19 protein-coding genes and 1 riboswitch are annotated in these 20,565 nt (G+C 63.5%); all 19 genes read right to left on the bottom strand.

Annotation, left to right across the window (positions count from 1 at the left end; genetic code table 11):
- Nucleotides 1-34: 34 nt before the first annotated feature.
- The 19 genes from G9X67_RS02950 to G9X67_RS02860 all read right to left on the bottom strand — a co-directional run bounded on the left by G9X67_RS02950 (nucleotide 35) and on the right by G9X67_RS02860 (nucleotide 20,531).
- Nucleotides 35-934, bottom strand: coding sequence for an ATP-binding cassette domain-containing protein (locus tag G9X67_RS02950; RefSeq protein ID WP_138331378.1), 900 nt, complete (start codon nucleotides 932-934; stop codon nucleotides 35-37).
- On the bottom strand, nucleotides 931-1,734 hold the full coding sequence (locus G9X67_RS02945; RefSeq protein WP_171598021.1) for an ATP-binding cassette domain-containing protein: 804 nt from the start codon (nucleotides 1,732-1,734) through the stop codon (nucleotides 931-933). The genes G9X67_RS02950 and G9X67_RS02945 overlap by 4 nt, the downstream gene beginning before the upstream one ends.
- The gene (locus G9X67_RS02940; RefSeq protein ID WP_018495205.1) at nucleotides 1,731-2,609 is read right to left on the bottom strand and encodes an ABC transporter permease; all 879 of its coding nucleotides are present in this window, start codon (nucleotides 2,607-2,609) and stop codon (nucleotides 1,731-1,733) included. The genes G9X67_RS02945 and G9X67_RS02940 overlap by 4 nt, the downstream gene beginning before the upstream one ends.
- Before the next feature lies 1 nt (nucleotide 2,610).
- Nucleotides 2,611-3,588, bottom strand: a complete 978-nt coding sequence (locus tag G9X67_RS02935; protein ID WP_138331380.1) for an ABC transporter permease — start codon at nucleotides 3,586-3,588, stop codon at nucleotides 2,611-2,613.
- A gap of 55 nt (nucleotides 3,589-3,643) precedes the next feature.
- Nucleotides 3,644-5,290 (bottom strand): ABC transporter substrate-binding protein, encoded by a 1,647-nt coding sequence (locus tag G9X67_RS02930; RefSeq protein ID WP_138331381.1) that lies wholly within the window; start codon nucleotides 5,288-5,290, stop codon nucleotides 3,644-3,646.
- 43 nt (nucleotides 5,291-5,333) lie between these two features.
- Nucleotides 5,334-6,356, bottom strand: coding sequence for a glycoside hydrolase family 3 N-terminal domain-containing protein (locus tag G9X67_RS02925; RefSeq protein WP_138331382.1), 1,023 nt, complete (start codon nucleotides 6,354-6,356; stop codon nucleotides 5,334-5,336).
- 24 nt (nucleotides 6,357-6,380) lie between these two features.
- On the bottom strand, nucleotides 6,381-6,860 hold the full coding sequence (locus G9X67_RS02920) for a GNAT family N-acetyltransferase (protein WP_138331383.1): 480 nt from the start codon (nucleotides 6,858-6,860) through the stop codon (nucleotides 6,381-6,383).
- A gap of 218 nt (nucleotides 6,861-7,078) precedes the next feature.
- Nucleotides 7,079-7,888, bottom strand: a complete 810-nt coding sequence (thiD, locus tag G9X67_RS02915) for a bifunctional hydroxymethylpyrimidine kinase/phosphomethylpyrimidine kinase (RefSeq protein ID WP_138331384.1) — start codon at nucleotides 7,886-7,888, stop codon at nucleotides 7,079-7,081.
- The gene (gene thiE, locus G9X67_RS02910) at nucleotides 7,885-8,520 is read right to left on the bottom strand and encodes a thiamine phosphate synthase (protein ID WP_138331385.1); all 636 of its coding nucleotides are present in this window, start codon (nucleotides 8,518-8,520) and stop codon (nucleotides 7,885-7,887) included. The genes thiD and thiE overlap by 4 nt, the downstream gene beginning before the upstream one ends.
- Nucleotides 8,517-9,320: a hydroxyethylthiazole kinase gene (thiM, locus tag G9X67_RS02905; RefSeq protein WP_138331386.1), complete on the bottom strand. Its 804-nt coding sequence runs from the start codon at nucleotides 9,318-9,320 to the stop codon at nucleotides 8,517-8,519. Before thiM ends, thiE begins: the two co-directional genes overlap by 4 nt.
- 50 nt (nucleotides 9,321-9,370) lie before the next feature.
- Nucleotides 9,371-9,467: riboswitch (TPP riboswitch) on the bottom strand.
- 91 nt (nucleotides 9,468-9,558) lie between these two features.
- On the bottom strand, nucleotides 9,559-10,887 hold the full coding sequence (locus G9X67_RS02900) for a hypothetical protein (RefSeq protein ID WP_171598020.1): 1,329 nt from the start codon (nucleotides 10,885-10,887) through the stop codon (nucleotides 9,559-9,561).
- A gap of 9 nt (nucleotides 10,888-10,896) precedes the next feature.
- The gene (locus G9X67_RS02895) at nucleotides 10,897-12,573 is read right to left on the bottom strand and encodes a S8 family peptidase (RefSeq protein WP_138331388.1); all 1,677 of its coding nucleotides are present in this window, start codon (nucleotides 12,571-12,573) and stop codon (nucleotides 10,897-10,899) included.
- Nucleotides 12,574-12,706: 133 nt separating this feature from the next.
- A complete protein-coding gene (locus G9X67_RS02890) occupies nucleotides 12,707-14,395 on the bottom strand; it encodes an ABC transporter ATP-binding protein (protein ID WP_171598019.1) in 1,689 nt (562 codons plus the stop codon).
- Complete coding sequence (locus tag G9X67_RS02885) at nucleotides 14,392-15,336, bottom strand: acetamidase/formamidase family protein (RefSeq protein ID WP_171598018.1); 945 nt, start codon at nucleotides 15,334-15,336, stop codon at nucleotides 14,392-14,394. Before G9X67_RS02885 ends, G9X67_RS02890 begins: the two co-directional genes overlap by 4 nt.
- 67 nt (nucleotides 15,337-15,403) lie before the next feature.
- Nucleotides 15,404-17,023 carry an ABC transporter substrate-binding protein gene (locus G9X67_RS02880; RefSeq protein ID WP_171598017.1) on the bottom strand — a complete coding sequence of 540 codons (1,620 nt, stop codon included), beginning with the start codon at nucleotides 17,021-17,023 and terminating at the stop codon, nucleotides 15,404-15,406.
- A 25-nt stretch (nucleotides 17,024-17,048) separates the two neighbouring features.
- Nucleotides 17,049-17,969: an ABC transporter permease gene (locus G9X67_RS02875; protein ID WP_138331392.1), complete on the bottom strand. Its 921-nt coding sequence runs from the start codon at nucleotides 17,967-17,969 to the stop codon at nucleotides 17,049-17,051.
- Entirely contained in the window at nucleotides 17,969-18,817 is an 849-nt protein-coding gene (locus G9X67_RS02870; protein WP_003547924.1) for an ABC transporter permease, read from the bottom strand. The genes G9X67_RS02875 and G9X67_RS02870 overlap by 1 nt, the downstream gene beginning before the upstream one ends.
- Nucleotides 18,817-19,401 carry an ANTAR domain-containing protein gene (locus tag G9X67_RS02865; protein ID WP_138331393.1) on the bottom strand — a complete coding sequence of 195 codons (585 nt, stop codon included), beginning with the start codon at nucleotides 19,399-19,401 and terminating at the stop codon, nucleotides 18,817-18,819. The genes G9X67_RS02870 and G9X67_RS02865 overlap by 1 nt, the downstream gene beginning before the upstream one ends.
- Nucleotides 19,398-20,531, bottom strand: coding sequence for a transporter substrate-binding protein (locus G9X67_RS02860; protein ID WP_171598016.1), 1,134 nt, complete (start codon nucleotides 20,529-20,531; stop codon nucleotides 19,398-19,400). The genes G9X67_RS02865 and G9X67_RS02860 overlap by 4 nt, the downstream gene beginning before the upstream one ends.
- Between the last annotated feature and the right edge of the window lie 34 nt (nucleotides 20,532-20,565).

Genomic DNA, 20,565 nt, shown 5'->3' with positions numbered 1-20,565 from the left:
GCATAGGGCGCTAGATGAGGCCAGCAAGCCGGCCTCAGATCATCCGCATGAAATGATCCGGCTCGAATTCGACGATGTCGTCCTGCGGCACTGCCGAACGGCGGCGGATGTCCTCCACCTCGTCGGGCCTCAGCCGCGCCTTCGGGTCCTCGAACCGGACCTCCGGATCAGGCACGGCCGAGAGCAGCAGCCGGGTATAGGGATGCAGCGGATTGTCGATCACCTTGGCAACGCTGCCCCATTCGACGATCTGGCCGGCATACATCACAGCGATATCCTCGGCGACGTAACGGGCGGTGGCGATGTCATGGGTGATGTAGAGCAGGCCGAGATTCATCTCCTGCTTCATCTCGTTCAGCAGGTTCAGCACGCCGAGGCGCACCGAGACGTCGAGCATCGAGGTCGGCTCGTCGGCGACGATGACCTCCGGCTTGACGGCCAAGGCGCGAGCAATGTTGACGCGTTGGCGCTGGCCGCCGGAAAGCTCGTGCGGATATTTCGGCGCGACGAGATCGGGATCGAGCCTGACGCGCTGCAGCAGTTCGCGGATCGCGGCGTCGATCTCGGCCCCCTTGATCTCCGGGCGGTGCAGTTTCAGTGGCCGCCGGAGATGATGGGCGATGGTGTGGGCCGGGTTGAGGGAAGCGAATGGGTCCTGGAAGATCATCTGCACCGAACGGCGGTAGCGGGCGATCTCGGCGGATTTCGCCGCCTCGACAGGCCGGCCCTTGTAGAGAATCCGGCCCGATGTCGGCAGATATTCGCGCATCGCCATGCGGGCGCAGGTGGTCTTGCCGCTGCCGGATTCGCCGACAAGCGCCAGCGCCCGGCCGGCATGCAGCGAAAACGAGATGGCGCGCGCCGCATGCACCGCCCCGGAGCCATGGCCGAAAGTCTTGGTCACCTGGTCGAGTGCGAGAATGGCGTCTGTCATAACAGCACTCCTCCATGCAGCGAGGGGAAGGAGGCCCAGAGCTTCTTCGTGTGGTCGTGCTTTGGCGTCCTGTAGATCGCCTCGGCGGCGTTCTGCTCCACCAGCTGGCCGGCGAGCATGATGCCGATGCGGTCACAAAACTGCACCATCAGCCCGAGATCATGGGTGATGAACAGAACGGAAAAGCCGAAGCTGCGGCGCAATTCGTTGATGCGCTGCAGGATTTCGCGCTGGACGACGACGTCGAGCGCCGTCGTCGGCTCGTCCATGACGACGAGCTTCGGATCGAGCGCCATGCAGATGGCGATGACGATGCGCTGGCGCATGCCGCCGGAAAACTGGTGCGGATAGTCGCGCATGCGATCCGGCGCGATGTCGACGAGCGTCAGCATCTCGGCGGTGCGCTCGCGGGCTGCAACACGGCTCATGCCCTTGTGAGCGCGCAGCATGTCGTAGAATTGCGTCTCGATGCGCAGCACCGGGTTCAGCGAATTCATGGCGCTCTGGAAAACCATGGCAACCTCGCGCCAGCGGAAGGCGCTGAGTGCCTGTTTGTCGAGGCCGAGCACGTCGCGACCGTCGAGCAGGATGCGGCTCTCCTTGCGGATTAGCGCCGGCGGCTTGTGCAGGCGGCTGATGGCAAAAGCGATGGTGCTCTTGCCGCAGCCGGATTCGCCGGCAAGGCCGAAGACCTCGCCGGGCGCGACATCGAAGCTGACATCGTCGACGGCGCGGAAATCCTTCTCCTCGCCGATATAGTCGATGGTGAGGTTCCTCACCGAGAGCAGCGGCTGCGTCACAGGCGGCCCTCCCCGGAGCGGACGAGCAGGGACCAGCGCTTCAGATGATTGCCGGTGCGCAGCCGCGGATTGGCGATCTCGTCGACGGCGAAGTTCAGCAATGACATGCCAATGCCGAGGAAGGCGAGCGCGAAGCAGGGGGTGAGAATATCCCACCAGGCGCCGACCGAAAGGGCCGAGGCTTTCTGCGCATTGTAGAGCATGGTGCCCCAGGAGATCGCTCTCGGGTCGCCGAGGCCGAGGAATTCGAGCGTCGCCTCGGTGATGATCGCGAAGATGACGCTGCCGATGAAATTGATGCCGACGATTGAAATCACGTTGGGAAAGATCTCGAATGTCATGATGCGCCATTGCGGCTCCCCCATCATCTCGGCCGATTTGACGAAATCCTTCTGCTTGACGGAGAGCGTTTCGGCACGAGTGACGCGCGCGCCCCAGGCCCAGGAGGTGGCGCCGAGGATGAGGGCGATGACGAGGGGGCTTGCCTGGCCGATGAAGGCGGCGAGCACGAGCAGCAGCGGCAGGTTCGGAACGACCAGCACCATGTTGGTGAAGAAGCTGATGATCTCGTCGGTCTTGCCGCCGCGATAGCCGGAGATGATGCCGAGTGCGGTGCCGACGAGTGTGATCAGCAGGCCGGCGCCGAAGCCGACGGCAAGCGAAGTACGGGCGCCGTAGATCAGCCGGGCAAAGACATCCTGGCCGATGCGGGTGGTGCCGAGGATATGGTCGAGTGATGGCGCTTGATGCGGCCGCCCGGTGCGGGCGGCGGGATCGTACTGCGTCAGCAACGGCGCTGCGATCGCGACGAGGACGATGAAGGCGATGATGACCAGGCCGATCAGCGCCTTGCGGTTTCGAAGCAGGGTCTTCATCTCACGCTCCCTTCAGCCGCGGGTCGAGCAGCACATAGCTGACGTCGACGATAAAATTGGCAATCAGCATGGTCGCGGTCATGATGAGGAGCTGGCCCTGGATGACGGGGTAATCGCGGGCGAGGATCGCCTGGTAGAGAATGTTGCCGAGGCCCGGATAGTTATAGACGACCTCCGTCACCAGCGAACCGCCGAGGATGGTGCCGATGGCGATGGCAAGGCTGGAGACGGTCGGCAACAGGGCGTTGCGCGCTGCGTACCAGAGCATCACATGCCGGTCGGAAAGGCCCTTGGCGCGGGCCATGACGATATAGTCCTCGCCGAGCAGGTTGATCATGTTGTTGCGCATGGTGACGGTGAAGCCGCCGATCAGCACGGTGCAGAGCGTCACCATCGGCAGGATGCCGTGATAGGCGAGGCTGCCGATGTATTGCAGGCTGAAGGCCGGATCGAGCGATGGGTCGGCGGCATAACCGTTCGGAAACCAGCCGAGCGTGAAGCCGAAGATGAAGAGCACGATCAGCGAGGTGACGACGGCCGGCACCGAGGTGGCGAAGATCGCGCCGACGGAGACGATGACATCGAACGTGCTGCCGCGGCGCCAGGCGGCGACGATGCCGAGGAAGGTGCCGAGCACAAAGCTCACGATCGTCGCCGTGCCCATCAGGCCGACGGTCCAGACGAGGGCATGGCCGAGCACCGAGGTGACCGGCAGCGGAAAATATTTGATCGAGCGGCCGAGATCGCCGGTGAAGATGCTACCGAGATAAGTGAGATACTGCTGCCAGAGCGGACCGTCGACGAAGCCGAAGGTGAGCTTCAGCGCCTGCAGGCTTTCCGGCGGCAATTCGGTGCCGGCACTCGAAAACATGATCTGCACGGGATCGCCCGGCATCAGACGAGGCAGGAAGAAATTGATTGTCGCTGCCGCGATGAAGGCTGCCATGTAGAAGACGAGGCGGCGAAGCAGGAAAGCCATGGGGACTCCGTCGTGACGGAGCGGCGCTTTACGCCGCTCCCGAGGATTGCGATGCTTACTTGACCGGCTCGAGAGCCAGGAGGTTCAGCAGGCGTGCCGGGTTGGTCCGCGAGATCGACGGATTGACGAAGGGGTTTTCCTTGGTCGACCAGCCGGTGAAGCGCTTGGTGTTGTACTGATACCAGTTCGGATTGTTGAACACCGGAATGACAGGCATGTTTTCAGCGACGATGCGCTGCGCCTTGTTCATCGCGTCCTTCTGCTTGGCAAGATCGGCGGTATGGGTGAACTCGGTGACGAGTTTTTCGACCTCCGGGTTGAACCAGCGCTGCGCGGTGAAGCGGGTCTTGCCCTTGTCCGAAGCGCTGAAGGCGCGCTTGTAGGGGTAATAGGGCGAAGCCGATGCCGGCAGGCTGTTGATCGCCGCATCGAAGGAGCCGTTGATGAGATTGCCGGTCCAGACGGCTTCCTCCGGCGTTTCGATCTTGGCGTCGATGCCGACCGCCTGCATGCCTTCGACGGCGAGGTTGACGGTGTCGATCCAGTCCGTCCAGGCGCTGGGGACGATGATCGAGAAGGAGATCTTGCTGCCGTCCGGATTGTCGCGGAAGCCGTCGCCATCCTTGTCCTTGTAGCCTGCCTCGTCGAGCAGGGCCTTGGCGGCATCGGCGTCATAGGTTGCGAACTTGCCGAAGTCGGCCTTTACGGACGGGTCCGCCCAGCTCTTGTAAAGTTCGCCCATCAGGCCGGGATCTTCGTTCAGCGTCGGATAGCCGTAGCCGGCGACGTCGATCATCGTCTTGCGGTCGAGCGCCATCGAGACGGCACGGCGGAATTTCAGGTCGTTGAAGGCCTTCTTGTTATTCTCGTTTGCGGTTTCCAGATTGAACAGGAAGGCGACCATGCTGCTCGGCGAATACCAATAGTGGAAATGCGCCGGATCCTTGGAAACATAGACATTGTCGATATCGGGAATGAAGGAGACGCCCCAGTCGAGCGTGCCGTCGGCCGTTGCGGTCAGCATCTGGTTGTTGTCGGCAAGCTGCGGGAAGCGCATGCAATCGACCTTCAGGTGCGCGTTGTCCCAGTAGCTCGGGTTGCGGCACTGGTCGTAGGTCTGGCCGGTGAAGCGCGGCACCTCCGTCAGCGGGCCGCTGCCAACAGGGGTCTCGTTGGCGAAGGTGACGGGATCGGCGACATCCTTCCAGACATGTTCCGGAACGATCGGCAACTGCGAGATCTGCTCGGCGGCGAGCGAGCTCGGATTGGCGAGCGTGAAGCGCACCGTCTGGCCGTCAACGGCCTGCACGTCGGTGATGAAGGTCCAGATGCTGACGAAATCGAGCGCCGGAAACTTCTTCAGGTAATCATAGGTGAACTTGACGTCGGCTGCGGTCAGCGGCTTGCCGTCCGACCATTTCAGGTTCGGGCGCAGCTTGAAATCGATGCTCTTCAGGTCGTCGGAGAGTTTGAAGCTTTCGGCCAGGCGATAGACCGGCTTGTTGCTGTCGAAGCGGTTGAAGACGACCAGCGGCTCGTAGATGAAGTCGAGTGTCGACTGGCGCGACGAGGTCTGGTTGAACGGGTTGAAGTTGCGAACCCAAGTCGTCGCCGGTTCGATATTCACTGTGAGGACCGTCTGCGCCACGGCGGATCCCGAAAAAAGCGTTATTGCTGCGGCTGCAAGAAGATATTTTTTCATGGTTTATTCCCCTTTTCTTATGCGGTGAGAGATGAGGTGCCGGTCAGGAGACCAGCGCGCTTGCAAACATGTCTTCGACTTCAGCATGGGCGGCGCGGACATCGATCTTGAGATTGCCGAGGCGGGCCTTGCCGGCGGCGATCCGCTGCAGGGCGGCCTCAGTCAGCGGGCGGGCAGCCTTGGCGGCGGCTTCGCTTTCCGGGATGTCGCCGTGGCTGTGGAGCGCGATGTCGAAGCCTGCGTCGAGCACCTGCTTGACGCGCTCCGGCAGGGTGCCGGAGAGCGATTCCATGAAGATGCAGTCTGATATCAGTACGCCGTCATAACCCATGTCCTTGCGGATCACGTCGTGCATGATCGGCGAGACCGACGCCGGCAGCTCGGCGTCATAGGCCGAGTAGACGACATGGGCGACCATGGCCCAAGGCGTATCCTTCAGCGCGACGAAGGGTTTGAAATCGGTGGCTGTGAGCGTCTCGCGGCTGGCATTGACGACCGGACGCTCCTTGTGGGAGTCGAGCGTCGCGCGGCCATGGCCGGGAATATGTTTGATGACGGGCATGTTGCCGGTCTCGAGAAGGCCATCGACCACCTCGCGGCCGAGGGCAGCGATGAAATCGGGATCAGGGCCGAAGGAGCGGGCGCCGATGACCGCGCTCGTCGTCTCGAAGACGAGGTCGAGAACGGGCGAGCAGCCGCTCGAAAGGCCGAGTTCCGTCATCATCGCACCCATGGCCTGGGAGGAAAGGCGCAGTGCTTTTTTGCCGAGATCGAAATCGCGGCGTGCAAGTTCGGCAAACTGGCCGAAGCTGCGGAAGAGCGGCCAGGGGCCGGCATCGAGATGCTGCACGCGGCCGCCTTCCTGGTCGGTGAAGACAGGCGCGTCGTCGCGGCCGACGGCTTCGCGGAAGCGCTCGATCAGGCGCCTCGTCTGCTCCGGCTCGCGCTGATTGCGCCGGCCGACGAACAGGCCGAGCGGATTGGTTTCGCGAAAGAGGGCGAATTCATCATCCGAAATAGTGGGATTCGGAAGGCCGACGAAAAGGGCGAGCGGGGTCGAGGACAATTCTGTAACTCCGGGATCAGATGGTCATTTCGGCGCGCTTCGCAGCATGCCTTCGTAGATGCCCTTATCGGGGGCGGGGATGATGGTTGCGCCTGCGGTCCTGGCGTAGAAATCGACTGGCCCGGCATCGCCGATGAAGGCATAGGCGTGGCCGAGCGTCTTCATGGTCTGAAGGCAGGCGGAAAAGAGAGCGAGCCCAATGCCCTTGCCGCGTGCGTCGGGGTCGACGCCGGTCGGGCCGAAGAAGCCGCGCGCCGTCGTGTCATAGCAGGCAAAGCCGAGGAGCTTGCCGCCTTCAACGGCAATCAGGCAGGCAACCGGCTGGCGGGAGAAGGCGACTGTGACTTCGCTCGCCCAGTTCTCGCTGAACCGTTGGCGAACCCAGCCGACGATAAGATGCAGTTCCGGGGGGAGGGCCGCACGGATGGAGACGCCGACGTCGTCGGCTTTGCGTTTCAGGTCGGCGAGCTCAGTGGAATATAGGCTCACAAGCAGGTCTGGCACCCGTCACTCCTCCAGTTATTCCGTTATTGCGGAACATATCCCCTTTTAGTGTCATAGACTTGGCCATCTGACCGGGCTTGTCAACAAGGTTTTTCAAACGGCCAAAGGCGCGAGCCGCCGCTGTCCCCAGGGTTTCAACGCAAAGTAGGTGCCGAACGCAAAACCGCCCCGGAAAGGCCGGGCTGTTTCGATTGGCGGAATATTGGTTGAGCGAGCGCCTATTCGCCCTCTTTCCAAAGCGCATGAAAATGCTGCACCGGGCCGTGGCCGGAGCCGACGGTGAGGTGTCCGGCTGCCGCGACCGCGCCGGCGAGGTAGTCCTTCGCGATAGCGACCGCCTCTTGCGCCGAGGCGCCCTTGGCGAGCTCGGCCGCCAGCGCGCTGGAGAGCGTGCAGCCGGTGCCATGGGTGTTCTTGGTCGGCACACGCCTGGCTTCGAACCAGTGAAGGCCGGCGGCCGTGGCAAGCACGTCAGGGCTCTGGTCGCTGTCGAGATGGCCGCCCTTGACCAGCACCGCGGCCGGGCCAAGCGCGAGCAGGCGCTCGGCCTGTTCCGCCATCTCAGCACGGTTTGTCGCCACCGGCTGGTGCAGCAGGGCTGCGGCTTCGGGCAGGTTCGGGGTCAGAAGCGTGGCCAGCGGCAGCAGCCGGCGGGTCAGCACGTCGACCGCTTCGGGCGCGAGCAGGGCGGCACCACCCTTGGCGATCATGACAGGGTCGATGACGATCGGAATGTCGCGGTGGTCAGTCAGCGCGCCGGCAACAGCGTCGGCGATGCCGGCATTGGCGATCATGCCGATCTTGACGGCATCGACGCGCACATCGGCAAAGACGGCATTGATCTGGTCGGCGACGAATTGCGGCGGCACCAGGTGCACGCCGCTGACACCTTGCGTGTTCTGCGCCGTCAGAGCGGTCAGCACCGCCATGCCGTAGACGCCGCGGGCGGAAAAGGCCTTGAGATCGGCCTGGATGCCGGCGCCGCCGGAGGGATCGGAGCCGGCGATCGAGAGAACGTTGCGGATCATGCGCGGGCCTTTCGAATTTCTGCAGCGATGCGGTGTGTGGCCGCTTCGGGATCGGGCGTGCCGCAGATTGCGGAGACGACGGCAAGCCCCCGGGCGCCCGCGGCAAACACTTGGGCGACATGATCCGCCTTGAGCCCGCCGATCGCGACAGATGGCACCGGTGAGGCCTTTACCAGCCTTGCAAGGCCGTCAAAGCCGATCGGCTGCTTGTGATCGGTCTTGGTCGGCGTCGCAAATACCGGTCCGACGCCGGTATAGTCGACAAAGCCAGGATCGACGGCGTTAGCAAGCGGCTCGCTCTCGACCGATAGGCCGAGGATCATCTCGGGGCCGATCATCGCCCGCGCTTTGCGCGCATCCATGTCCTGCTGGCCGATATGCAGGCCGTCGGCGCCGATGGCGACTGCCGCCTCGACGTCGTCGTTGACGATGAGGAGGGCGCCGGTCCCATCCAGCGCCTGTTTCAAGGCGCGGCCGGTCTCGATCATCCTGATGGTGCCGGCATGTTTGTCGCGCAACTGTACAATGGTCGCGCCGCCGGCAACGGCAAGGCGCGCGGTTTCGACCATGCCGATCCCGGCGCAGAGATCGGGGTCGAGGACGAGATAGAGCGAAAGATCGAAAGCCTTCATGCGGCTGATATCCTTGCCCTGGCGTCAAGCGTTTCGGCGTCGAGCGCGGACAGCGCATCGAGGAAGCGCCAGGAGAAGGACCCAGGCCCGGCCGCCCCAAGGGCGGCCTCCTCGCCGGCGATGGCGAAGGTTGAAAGTGCCGCGACCGTCGCGCCGAAGATATCCTCGGGTGCCGTCGCGGCAAAGGCGCCGACGAGGCAGGTGAGCGAGCAGCCGAGCGCGGTGACTTGAGGCATCAGAGCGGATCCGCCTTCGATGCGCACGGCCCGCTCGCCGTCGGTGACGAAATCCACGGCGCCGGTAACGGCAACCACCGCCCGCTGACGCTCAGCGAGCCATCGCGCCGAACCTTCCGCCTGCTCGACCGGATCGCGGCTGTCGACCCCCTGACCGCGGCTCTCCCCGCCGGCAAGCGCGATGATTTCGGAAGCGTTGCCGCGGATGATCGTGGGCTTGAGGGCCAGCAGTTCGGCGACCGCGTTGCGGCGGAAAGCCGTCGCATAGTGGGCGACCGGATCGAGCACCCAGGGCTTGCCGGCTGATGTCGCCGCCTTCGCAGCCGCCTGCATGCCGTCGATCCATTGCGTCGACAGCGTGCCGATATTAACGGTCACAGCACTGGCGATCGCGGCGAATTCGCCGGCTTCTTCCGCGGCATGCACCATGGCGGGCGAGGCACCAGCGGCGAGCAGAACATTTGCGGCGATATTCATGGCGACGTAATTGGTGATGCACTGAACGAGCGGCGGCTTCTCGCGCATCGCCTTCAGCATCGCTCCTGGTGTGGTTTTGGTCTGCATGTGGCCCCTTTCAGGCGGGGGCGGGCACGGGGCGGTTCGTGCGGGCGATGCCGCGACCCCGAGCGACTCCCTCCGCCGGCATTATCCGGTTCAGGTTCGAAGGGTGCTTCTCAGCCCGTCTGTCGACGAACGCCCCTGTCTCTCATCGCGCTCTTTTTCGCAGAGAACGGGACTGATGTCATCCTGAAAATGACAATTCCACGACTGACAGCGCCGCGCGTTTTTTTACGAAAGGCGATCAGCTGACGATCTTTGCCAACAGCCGTCCGACATCCTCGTTGTCGACATTGTTATGGGCATCCGACGCCGCCGTCTTGATGATGTACGTGTCCGCCAGGAAGGTGTTGACCTTGCCGGCCTGCGGCGCGAACACGGCATCCGTATCGTCCTCGACAGCCTGTCCCGCCTTCAGGTGTTGCGGACCGTTCGCCCCCATCGCCCCGAACTCGTCGTTGGCATCGCCGATGCTCTTGGCGATATCGCGCGACAGGCGCGACGCCAGCGCATAGGCGAGCGTGCAGGCGAGATCGTTGTGGGTGTGGGTGATGCAGATCGGGCCGGTCGGTTTGCCCACGACGTCGGGGAAGGCGCCGGCAAGGCCCGGCTTGATCTCTTTAGCGAAGCCATTGTGCGAGAAGGCGCCCTGCAGCAAAGTGAGCGAGAAGAATTCCAGCTTCGGGATCGGTGCGAGCCCGTTTGCCGCCGCCGCGACCAGCCGGGCGCCAAAACTGTGGCCGACGAGATGCAGGCGGATCGGCTGTTGCAGCACGAGCTTCGATAGCACGCTTTTCGTCAAAGCCTCGCCGACGATGCCGGCGCGTTTCTTCATTTCGTAATAGGTCAGCTGGTTCAAAAACCGCGCCACCGCCGCTCTCGGCCCGGAGATCAGGCCCGAGACGACGTCGCCGAGCCCTTGAGCCTTGCCGACGGAGCTTTCGAGGTTAAATGTCGGCGCCGCGATGAGAGCTTCCATCAGCATTTTGGCGCTGGTGGCATCGTCCGTGGCGAGCGCAATCGGCGCTGAATCCGCCTTGAGTTCGGAATCCGTTCCCGGAGAACCGAGTGCTTCGTTGCCGTTCTTGACGAGGAAAAACGATGTCGTTTCATCGAGCGTCTTCGCTGCAGCCCGCGCCGTTTGGGCCGTTGCGGCGCCATCCTGCCCGAAGAGATCCTTGAAATCCTTCAGCACGTTTTTGAAGGCTTCATCGTCAAGATCCTCAGGGTCCGCCGCCGTCCCGTCTGCCGCCAGCGTTCCGCCGCCGCCTGGCGTCACCAGTGTCTGTTCGTCGAAATCGGTGCGATAGGCCTTGGCGGGCCAGACGACGCCGGCGACGACGGTGTGGCTCGCCTTGTCGGGCGCAAGCTTCTTGCGGGCGTTCGCCCACAGCGTTCCGTAGAGCTTGCGGGCATCGTCCTTGGTATTCTTCCAGCCATGCGACATGACCACCAGATCGGTCGTTCCGGGCTGGTTGAGCAACGCCGCGAGACTTGTCGCCGTCGCGGGATCGATCGCGCCAGTCTTGTCGAATTCGAGCCATAGGAATGGCGAGGGTCCAAGCGTGTCCATATGTCCTCCTTACACAGCCTGTAGCGTTCGCATCAGATCGAGCAGGCCGGCGCCCTGAAACTCCGGCCGCCGCTTGAGATCGGTCGCGGCGCCGATGAAGATCTCTTTGACGCGTTCCGGCTGGCCGAGAAATTCACGCCGAACCGAGAGGAACGCGGCGATCGCGCCGGAGACATGCGGCGTCGCCATGCTCGTTCCGGTATCCTCCCGGAACGGCACTTCGCCTGACTTCGCACCGTTGTAGAGCGCGCATGAGATGATGCGCTCGCCGGGTGCGACGAGATCTGGCTTCATGCGCCCATCCGCGGTCGGTCCCTTGGAGGAAAAATAGGAGACGCCGTAGGTATGCGGCATATCGCGATGCGTCGAGCCGACAGTGATGGCGAGCGCTGCGTTGCCGGGATCCATGATCGTGCCGCTATGGGAGGCGCGCTCCGGCGCGCCTGAGAATTGCGTCACCGTACCGTAGCCGGCATTGCCGGCCGCGACCACGACGCAGACGCCCGAACGCACCAGCCTGTCGACCTCGACGCAGAGCGGGCTTTGCCCTGCCGCGAACCAGACCGGATCGAACGGATAGCCAAGGCTGAGATTGATGCCGTGGATCTTAATGTTGCGCCCGTAGTCGTTCGAGCGCTGGACATAGCCGATCGCAGCCAGCAGATTGCTGAGCTTGCCCTGCTTCTCATTGGCCAGCACTTTCAGGCTCAACAGCTTGCAGTGCGGTGCCATGCCGGTGATGACGCCGTCATGAGTATCCTTGACGGTTGATTTGGTCCCATTTTCGTTGCGCACCTCCGATTTCACGCAGATCTTCTTGACCGCGTCCGTTTTCGGTTCGTCCAGCACGGATGTGCGGCCGGCTATGATGCCGGCAACATGGGTTCCATGGCCGGCACTATCGATCAGCGCCGCAGCCGACGCCACGGTCGGGTCCGGATTGTCGGCCGTGAAATCCCGATGAAAGAGGCCGTCCGGCAGATCGAGCGTTCTCAGTGTTTTGAAATGCGGATGTGTCCCGTCAATGCCGGTATCGGCCACTGCCCAGACAACGCCTTTTCCGCTGGCTGCGAAGGATGCATGCGCCGCATCGCATTTGATTGTCCTGACGGATTCGTAGACGCAGCGTTTGATCTCGTGATCGCACCAGATCTTGTAGACGAGTGGTGTCTTCTTATTCTTGCTGCCGCTTTTGGTTTCACCCTTATTCTTGTCGTCATCCTTTTGGGGCATTGTCCAGCTCGAAAGCCGGTCAATGGCTTCCCGGGTCAGGGTCGCGAAGGCGTAGCTGTCGGTCCAGAGGGATTTGGCGGCGATCCTGCTGCCATTCGAAAACATCTGCGAGAGGTCCAGTTTGCTGTCCTCCGAGACCGCAGGCATGCCGAGCGGCGGGGACATGCCGAAACGCCACAGGTTGTTGCTCTCGTCAGTCGCCCCAATTCTGTTGAGGTACAACAGGAATGCTTCGAACAAGAGTTGCCGCGCCGCCGTGCCGCCGCCCGGAAAGTCGCGGTTGAATTCTATGATGACATCGAAGTGCTTCGCCTTGCCAATCCCCTTGGGGGGATCCGTCTTGCCCTTCATGAACGACGAGAGATCGCCCCCGATCCGCGTCTTGACGAGGTTTTCTTGAATATTGCCCTCGGATTTTCTCCGGGGCCGTGCTGGCTGCGGCCCTCTCGCCATGCGGTTCTCCTCCCATTTTGGAGAATAGCAGTGACAACCATAGGTGCAATATATTTCTGAAATGCAGCTCTATATTTACTAAATGTCCGAATGACTTTAAGATCGCCGATCTACACTCGCTTCGGCAATGCGCTCATACATGAACCCCTTTCACCCGATAGACCTCCGGATCGGGGATCGGAACTGCGGCGATCAGCGCGCGGGTGTAGTCATCCCTCGGGTTCTCGAAGATATCCCGCCGTGTGCCGGTTTCGATGATGTGGCCGGCGCGCATGACGGCGACGTTGTGGGACATGCGCTCGACGACGGCCATGTCATGGGAGATGAAGAGATAGGCGAGCCCCATCGTTTCCTGCAGTTCGAGAAGCAGGTCCAGCACCCGGGCGCGCACCGAGACGTCCAGGGCTGCGACGCTCTCGTCGGCGACGATCAGCTTTGGCTCTAGCGTGAGTGCCCGGGCGATGCAGATGCGCTGGCGCTGGCCGCCTGAAAATTCGTGCGGATAGCGCGTCGCCGCATCAGGCGTCAGGCCGACCCGGCGCAACAGTTCGGCGACGCGGTCCTGCCGTTCGCTATGGTTGCCGATACCGTGGATGATCATCGGTTCGCCGATCGCCTTGCCGACGGCCATGCGCGGGTCGAGCGAGGCATAGGGATCCTGGAAGATCATCTGCGCTGAGCGGCGCACGGGCCGCATCTCACGCTGGCTGAGGCCGGCGATGTTGCGGCCGTCGATCAGGACGTTGCCCTTGAAGGGGATGAGGCCGAGCACGGCCTTGCCCGTCGTCGATTTTCCGGAGCCGCTTTCGCCGACGAGGCCGAGCGTTTCACCCGGCAGGATATCGAAGGAAACGCCATCGACGGCCGCGACCGGCGGCTTGCCCTTGAAAAACCGGCTTGCGGCATTGCCGTAGGTGACGGTGAGGTCGCGCACGTTCAGAACCGGCGTGCGGTCCGGATGCAGCGTCTCGACGGCGCGCTGGGTGATGCGCGGCGGGCGGTCGGTGCCGGCAAGTGCGCCGAGCCTCGGGACGGCGGCAAGCAATTGCTGGGTATAGGCCTCCTTCGGCCGCTGGAAGACGGCGAGCGCTGTTCCCTGCTCGACGATCCGGCCATTCTGCATGATGACGACACGGTCGGCCATTTCGGCGACGACGCCCATGTCGTGGGTGATGAGGATGATCGAGGCGCCGAATTCGCGCTTCAACTCGCGCATCAGCCTGAGGATCTGCGCCTGTACGGTGACGTCGAGTGCCGTCGTCGGCTCGTCGGCAATCAGCACCTTCGGCCGGCAGGAGAGCGCCATGGCGATCATCACCCGCTGGCGCATGCCGCCGGAAAGCTCATGCGGATATTGCTTCAACCGCCGGGCCGGCTCGGTGATCTGCACGGCATCGAGCATCTTCAGCGCCACCGCCTCGGCATTGTCGCTGCCCTGGTGCGCGCGGATTGCTTCCGTCAGCTGGTTGCCGACCGACATGACCGGATTGAGCGAGGTCATCGGCTCCTGGAACACCATGGCGATATCGCCGCCGCGCACGCTGCGCATCGCCCGATCGGAAAGCCTGAGCAGGTCGCGCTCGCCAAGCAGCACGCTGCCGGAGGCGACCCGCAGCGAGGCTTTCGGCAGGAGCCCCATGATCGACAGCGAGGTGACCGACTTGCCGGAGCCGGATTCGCCGGCGATGCAGAGCGTTTCACCGCTTGCAAGCTCGAAGCTGACATCCTGGAGCACCGGCTTGCGGCCTTCGGGCGTGCGGGCATCGACGCTCAGCTTGCGAAGGCTGAGCACCGGTGCTGCGGCGGGCATGGCTTCGTTCACGCGAACACGATCCTCGGGAAGTAGAAGGAAACCACCCAGTTCGGCTGGTCGACGATCTCGCTGATCCGGAGATCGCCGCAGACCGAGCAGAGCAGATAGGCATCGACGGCGCTCATGCCGTGTTCGGCGCCGAGAAGATCGATCATGCGCATGACGCTTTCGCGCGCCCCGGTCATCAGATCGGGGCCGATGCCTGTCGTCACCTCGTAGCCGGCGCCGTCGAGATGGCGGGTCACCGGTTCGGTCGTGGTGAAGCGCGGTGTCTGCAGCTTGGCGTCCTTGACGAGCTCGATCGTCGCTTCGACGTTCATCTGGCTTTCGATCGCCGTGCCGCAGACTTCGCCATCGCCCTGGGCGGCATGGGTATCCCCGATCGAAAACAGCGCGCCGTCGACCTCGACGGGCAGGTAGAGCGTCACGCCGGCCGTTAGGTCGCGGATGTCCATGTTGCCGCCGACGCGGCGTGGGGGAACGACGGAATGGGTGCCGGGCTCGGCGGGTGCGACGCCGATCGTGCCGGCGAAGGGCTTCAGCGGCACGCGCCCGCCCCGGCCGTAAAGGGCAGGCACCATGCTGTTGGCGTCATAGGACCAGACGTGCAGCGCCGGATCCTTGAACTGGTCGGCAAGCAGGCCAAAGCCCGGAATATTGGCCGTCCAGCCGACGCCCGAGGGAATGAACTTGCGCAGCGTCACCTTCAGCGCATCGCCGGGTTTGGCGCCTTCGATATAGACCGGGCCGGAGACCGGGTTGATCTTGCCGAAATCGAGCGCGTTCAGCGTTTCCAGGGTCGCGTCGCGTCCGAGCTGGCCACCCGATGAATCCATGCATTCGAAGTGGATCGTCTCTCCGGGCTTGGCGACGACCGCGGGGGTGAAATCCTTGTTCCAGCCGAAATTGTGCTGGGCGCGGTGGATGGTGTGGGTGCAGGCGATGCACATTTCATGTCTCCCTCGACTTTATGACACCTTCCCGGCGTGGACCGGGAAGGCTTTGTTTCTTCGGGGCTTACTGCTTCACGTAGATCGCGTCGTAATTGATGACGCGGGTCGGATCGATGTAGATGTTGTCAGCACCGCCCATGCGCATCGACTTGGCGACGACGCGGCGTTCGTTGATGACAGGGATCCACGGCGCATCGGCCATGATGTCGGTGAAGATCTTGCCCCAGGCGGCGGTGCGCTCGGCTGCCTTTGCCGGATCGGACATCGAGTCGGCGGCAACGGCGCGCTTGTCGAGATTGGCGTTGCAGTACCATGACCAGTTCCAGCCGCCCGGAACCGCGCCGGCGCAACCGAGGATCGGGCCGTAGAAGTTGGACGGGTCCGGGAAGTCGGCGATCCAGGCCATGCCGCCCGACCAGATCATCGGGGCTTCGCCTTCCGTGCCGCCGGCCGAGATGACGTTTGCCTGGGCCAGTGCTCGGACTTCGGCCTTGACGCCGACAGCGGCCAGATCCTGCTGGATCGCCTGGGCGATGCGCGGCTGCGGGTCGGTGTTCGTCGAGTAGAGCACGGTCTCGAAGCCGTCGGGATAGCCGGCTTCGGCAAGCAGCGCCTTGGCTTTCGCCACGTCATAGGCATAGCCGGTGAAGGCCTTGTCGTAGCCCGGCATCAGCGGCGGCAGCGGCTGGTTGGCAGGCGTTGCGCGGCCGTTGAGGATGCGGGTGATACGCTCCTTGTTGATCGCCATGTTCAGCGCCTGGCGAACCTTGACGTTGTCGAAGGGCTTCACCTTGGTGTTGAGGGTGATGTAGCCGGTGTGCAGCTGTTCGCCGTCGACGATCATCTGCGCGCCATCGGCCGAATTCTTGATTTCGAGGAACTTCGCCGGCGGAATGCCGTCGCCGGCAATATCGACCTCGCCCTTTTGCAGGCGCAAGAGCGCCACCAGCGGTTCCTGGCCGACTTCGACCTTGAAGCTGTCGATATAGGGAACGCCCTTGACGAAATAATCCTTGTTGCGCTCGAAAACGAGCTGCTGGCCGATCGTCCAATCCTTCAGGATGAAGGTGCCGGAGCCGACCGGCTTCTTGCCGAAGTCGCCGGCGGCCGCCTCGACTGCTTCCTTCGGCACGACCGAGGCGAAGTTGATCGCAAGCACGTGCAGGAAGGTGGCGTCGGGGCGCGAGAGGTTGAAGATGACGGTGCTGTCGTCAGGCGTCTCGATGCCGGAGAGCGTCGTCGTCTTGCCGCCGGTTTCATCCTCGAAGCCCTTGATGGCGCCGAAGAAGCCGGCGCCGGGCCCCTGCGTCTTCGGGTCGACGGCGCGTTCGATCGAATATTTCACGTCGGAGGCGACGAGTTCGCGGCCGTTGGAGAACTTCACGCCCTTGTGCAGCTTGAAGGTATAGGTCAAGCCGTCGGGTGAAACGGTGAAGCTCTCGGCAAGCGAGGGAACCGGGTTCGGCGTGCCGGGCGCATAGTCCATCAGGCGGGAATAGAGGCTCTTGATCATCGACCAGTTGACCCAGTCGTAGCCGATCGCCGGGTCGAGCGTGGTGATGTCGTCCTTGTAGGTGACGACGATATCGCCACCCTGCTTGGGCGTTTCCTGCGCCATGACGGATAATGGGGCGAGCGCCACCATCGTTGCCATGGTCGTCTGTTGCAGCCAGCGTTTGAACATCTTGGTTCCCCTTCTTTGGTTGCTGTCAGCGTGTGCGGATGCGCGGATCGATGATCGGCGCGACGAGGTCGGCAAGCAGATTGCCGATGATGATGGCGAGCGCCGAGGTCAGCGTGACGCCCATGATGATCGGGATATCGACCTGCTGGATCGCCTGCCATGCGAGCTGGCCGATGCCGGGCCAGCCATAGACCGCCTCGACGACGACCACGCCACCCATGAACTGGCCGATATCGATGCCGATCATGGCGATGATCGGCAGCACGGCGTTGGGCAGCGCATGCCGCAGGATGACGCGTTTCGAGGAAAGACCCTTGGCGCGCGCCGTGCGGACATAATCCTGGTTCAGCACGTCGATCATCGACGAGCGCACCATGCGGGCGTACCAGCCGGCGCCGCAGATGCCGAGTGTTACGGCCGGCAGGACGAGATGCGAGAAGCTGCCGTAGCCGCTCATCGGAAACCAGCCGAGCGTTGCCGCCAGCAGGTAGAGCAGCAGCAGGGCGACGAGAAATTGCGGTGCGGAGGTGCCGACAAAGGAGGCCATCATCACCATCCGGTCGACGAAGCCGCCGCGGCGCACGGCAGCGATGGTGCCGAGCGTCAGGCCGAGCACCACCTCGACGAAGATGCCGGCAAGCATCAGTGTCAGCGTCGCCGGCAGCCGCGCGGCAATCAGCGTCCAGACATCGGTTTTCTGCGCATAGGAGCGGCCGAGATTGCCATGCAGCAGATTGCCGAGATATGTGCCGAACTGGACCAGCAGCGGCTGGTCGAGGCCGAGCTCATGGCGGATGTTGGCGACCGTCTGGGCGGTGGCGCTGCGGCCGGCGATCATGCGGGCCGGATCGGCCGGAAGGGCGTAGAGCAGCACGAAGGTGATCGCCGCGACGCCGAGCAGGATGAGCGCCGCCTGCGCCAGCCGGCGGAGCATGAGTGATGCCATCAGCCCCTCCCGCGCTGGGTCGGGTCGAGAATGTCGCGTAGCGCGTCGCCGACCAGATTGAAGGAAAGCGCCGTCAGAAGGATGATCGCGCCGGGAATGAAGACCAGCCAGGGGGCGGCCTGGAAATAGCTTTGACTCTCGAAGATGATGTTGCCCCAGGAGGGCTGCGGCGGCTGGACGCCGACGCCGAGAAAGGAAAGTGTCGCCTCGAGCAGCACGGTGGTGGCGATGCCGAGAGTTCCCCAGACGATTGCCGTCGGCATGAGGTGCGGCAGGATATGCATGAAGAGCACGCGCATGTGGCCGGCGCCGAGCGAGCGTTCGGCCATGATGAAATCCCGCTCCACCAGGCCGCGAGTTTCGGTATAGACGATGCGGGCGACCTGCACCCAGTTGACCAGCGCAATCACCATGGCGACGATCCAGAGGCTCGGCTTCAGCAATGCGGCGAGCACGATGGCGAGAAGCAATGCCGGAAATGCCATCATCAGATCGGTGAAGCGCATCAGGATGTTGCCCGCCAGCCCGCGGAGATAACCGGCGACGATGCCGACGAAGAGGCCGATCGTCACCGCGATGCCATTGGCGACAAGGCCGATGATCAGCGAGGTGCGGGCGCCGAAGAGCAGGCGCGAGAAGAGGTCGCGGCCGAGCGTGTCGGTGCCCAGCAGATAGGGACCGCCCGGCGGCAGCGGCGCGCCTTCGAGCGACAGGCCGTCAAACATCTGCTCGTCAGGACTGAACGGCGCGATCCACGGCGCTGCGATGGCGAGCCCGATGACGAGCGTGACGACGATGAGGCCGAAAAGGGCCGTCGGCTGGCGGATCATCTGTTTCAGCACATGCATCAGCCGGCCTCCGGCAGAGGTTCGGCACCCGCCAGGATGAAGGCTGATATCTGCTCCATCGGCAGGCGGCGGCGCATGGCGCAATTGCGCAGGATTGCGTAAGCGCTCTCCTCGTCGATGCCATGTGCGGCCTGCAGCTTTTCGACGGCGGCGTGAACGAGCGGCCGCAGCCGAACGCGCTCTTCGAGATATTGCAGTTTTTCCGCAGTCGCCTTGCGCTCCCGATGAATGGAGACGGCCATGACAAGCGCCGGATAAACGGCCGATGTGGCGATCGGCTTGGCGATGATCGCACCGGCACCCTGTCCAAGTGCCCAGGCGATGCGGCCGGGCGCTTCCGAACCAAGCAAGGCAACGACGGGGCAGGCAGGCGTTTCGCCGTGCCAGGGCAGCAGATCGTCCCAGCCCTGGTCGGCATCGACGATGACGAGATCGGGCAGTAGTGCCGCGGCCGAGAGCGGCGCCCATTGTAGCGTTGCGTGGATGCCGAGCAGGCGAAGCTGGCGGATCAGCTTTTCGGTGTTGCCGTCCTCGCGATGCAGGACCATCGCCTGCCAGCCGGTGAAATTGGGTGTCTCTCTCATGACACCACCCTTAGCCGTGGAAAGGCCAGGCGGTTGCGGCCGGTCAGATAGGGGTCGGCGGCGAGCGGCGGCCGCGAGGCGACGACATCGAAGCCGTTGTCGGCGTTGATCCGGCCGAGATGGAAGGGCAGGGCGGCATGATTGGTATCGCGGTCGATCGAAAGCGCGCCGAACAGGGTCGGCCAGGATCGATTGTGGAGCTCGCGCCGGACGGCGTCGGGCTCGTCACCGCCGGCGGCGACGATCGCGTCGACGCAGAGCCGGACGGCCGTATAGGCGCTGGCAAAGACGCTGGAGACACGCCGCTCGGCGCCGTGACGCTCGGTGACACGGGCCTTGAAGGCGGCATTTTCCGGGGTCGCGATACTATCGAAATAGGAAGCGGCGCAAAGCTGGCCGGCGGCAGCTCCGGCGGCGATATCGTCGAGTTCGCATTCCATCAGGTCGCAGCTGACTACCGGGCAATTTTCCGCGCGGAAGGCCGGATCGCGATCACCGAGGGCCTTGATCGCCTTCAGGAAGGCGTAGCTCGAGGGGCCGATCAGATTGTTGAGGATGAAGCTCGGGCGGCGCTGCGCGATCTCGGCGACGATGCGTTCGACGGCTGTCTCCTCGAGCGGAAGATAGCGTTCGCCAAGCACCTCGCCGCCGGCATTGGTAATGAGTTCGCGGGCGAGCCGGTTCATCTCCCAGCCCCAGACGTAGTTGGCGCCGACGAGGTAGGGCCTTGCGCCGTAACGCGGGATCAGGTGCTCGAAAAGCGGCAGCAGATGCTGGTTCGGGCAGCCGCCGACATAGATGACGTTCTCGTTGGCCTCGAAACCTTCATAGGGGCACATGTACCAGAGCAGGCCGTCATGTTTCTCGACGAGCGGGATGACTTCCTTGCGCGCCGCAGAGGTGATCGTACCGACGATATGGCGGCAGCCGGCGCGCAGAAGATGGCGCGCGCCATCGAGATAGGCGGCAAGATCGGCATGCGGATCGAAGAAGATGGGCTCAATCGCCACCCCTTCGACGCCGGTATATTCGGCCATCGCGAAATCGGCGCCGTCGCGCGCGTCGCGTCCCATCGAGCCGTAGGGCCCGGTGGTCGAAAAGAGGATGCCGATTTTCAGCGCGTCGTTCATGAAGTGACCACATCAAAAACCCCACGACGCTGAT

It is taken from the genome of Rhizobium sp. WYCCWR 11152, assembly GCF_013087615.1.
GTDB classification, from domain to species: domain Bacteria; phylum Pseudomonadota; class Alphaproteobacteria; order Rhizobiales; family Rhizobiaceae; genus Rhizobium; species Rhizobium indicum.
This window is presented reverse-complemented; position numbering and strand designations above follow the sequence as displayed.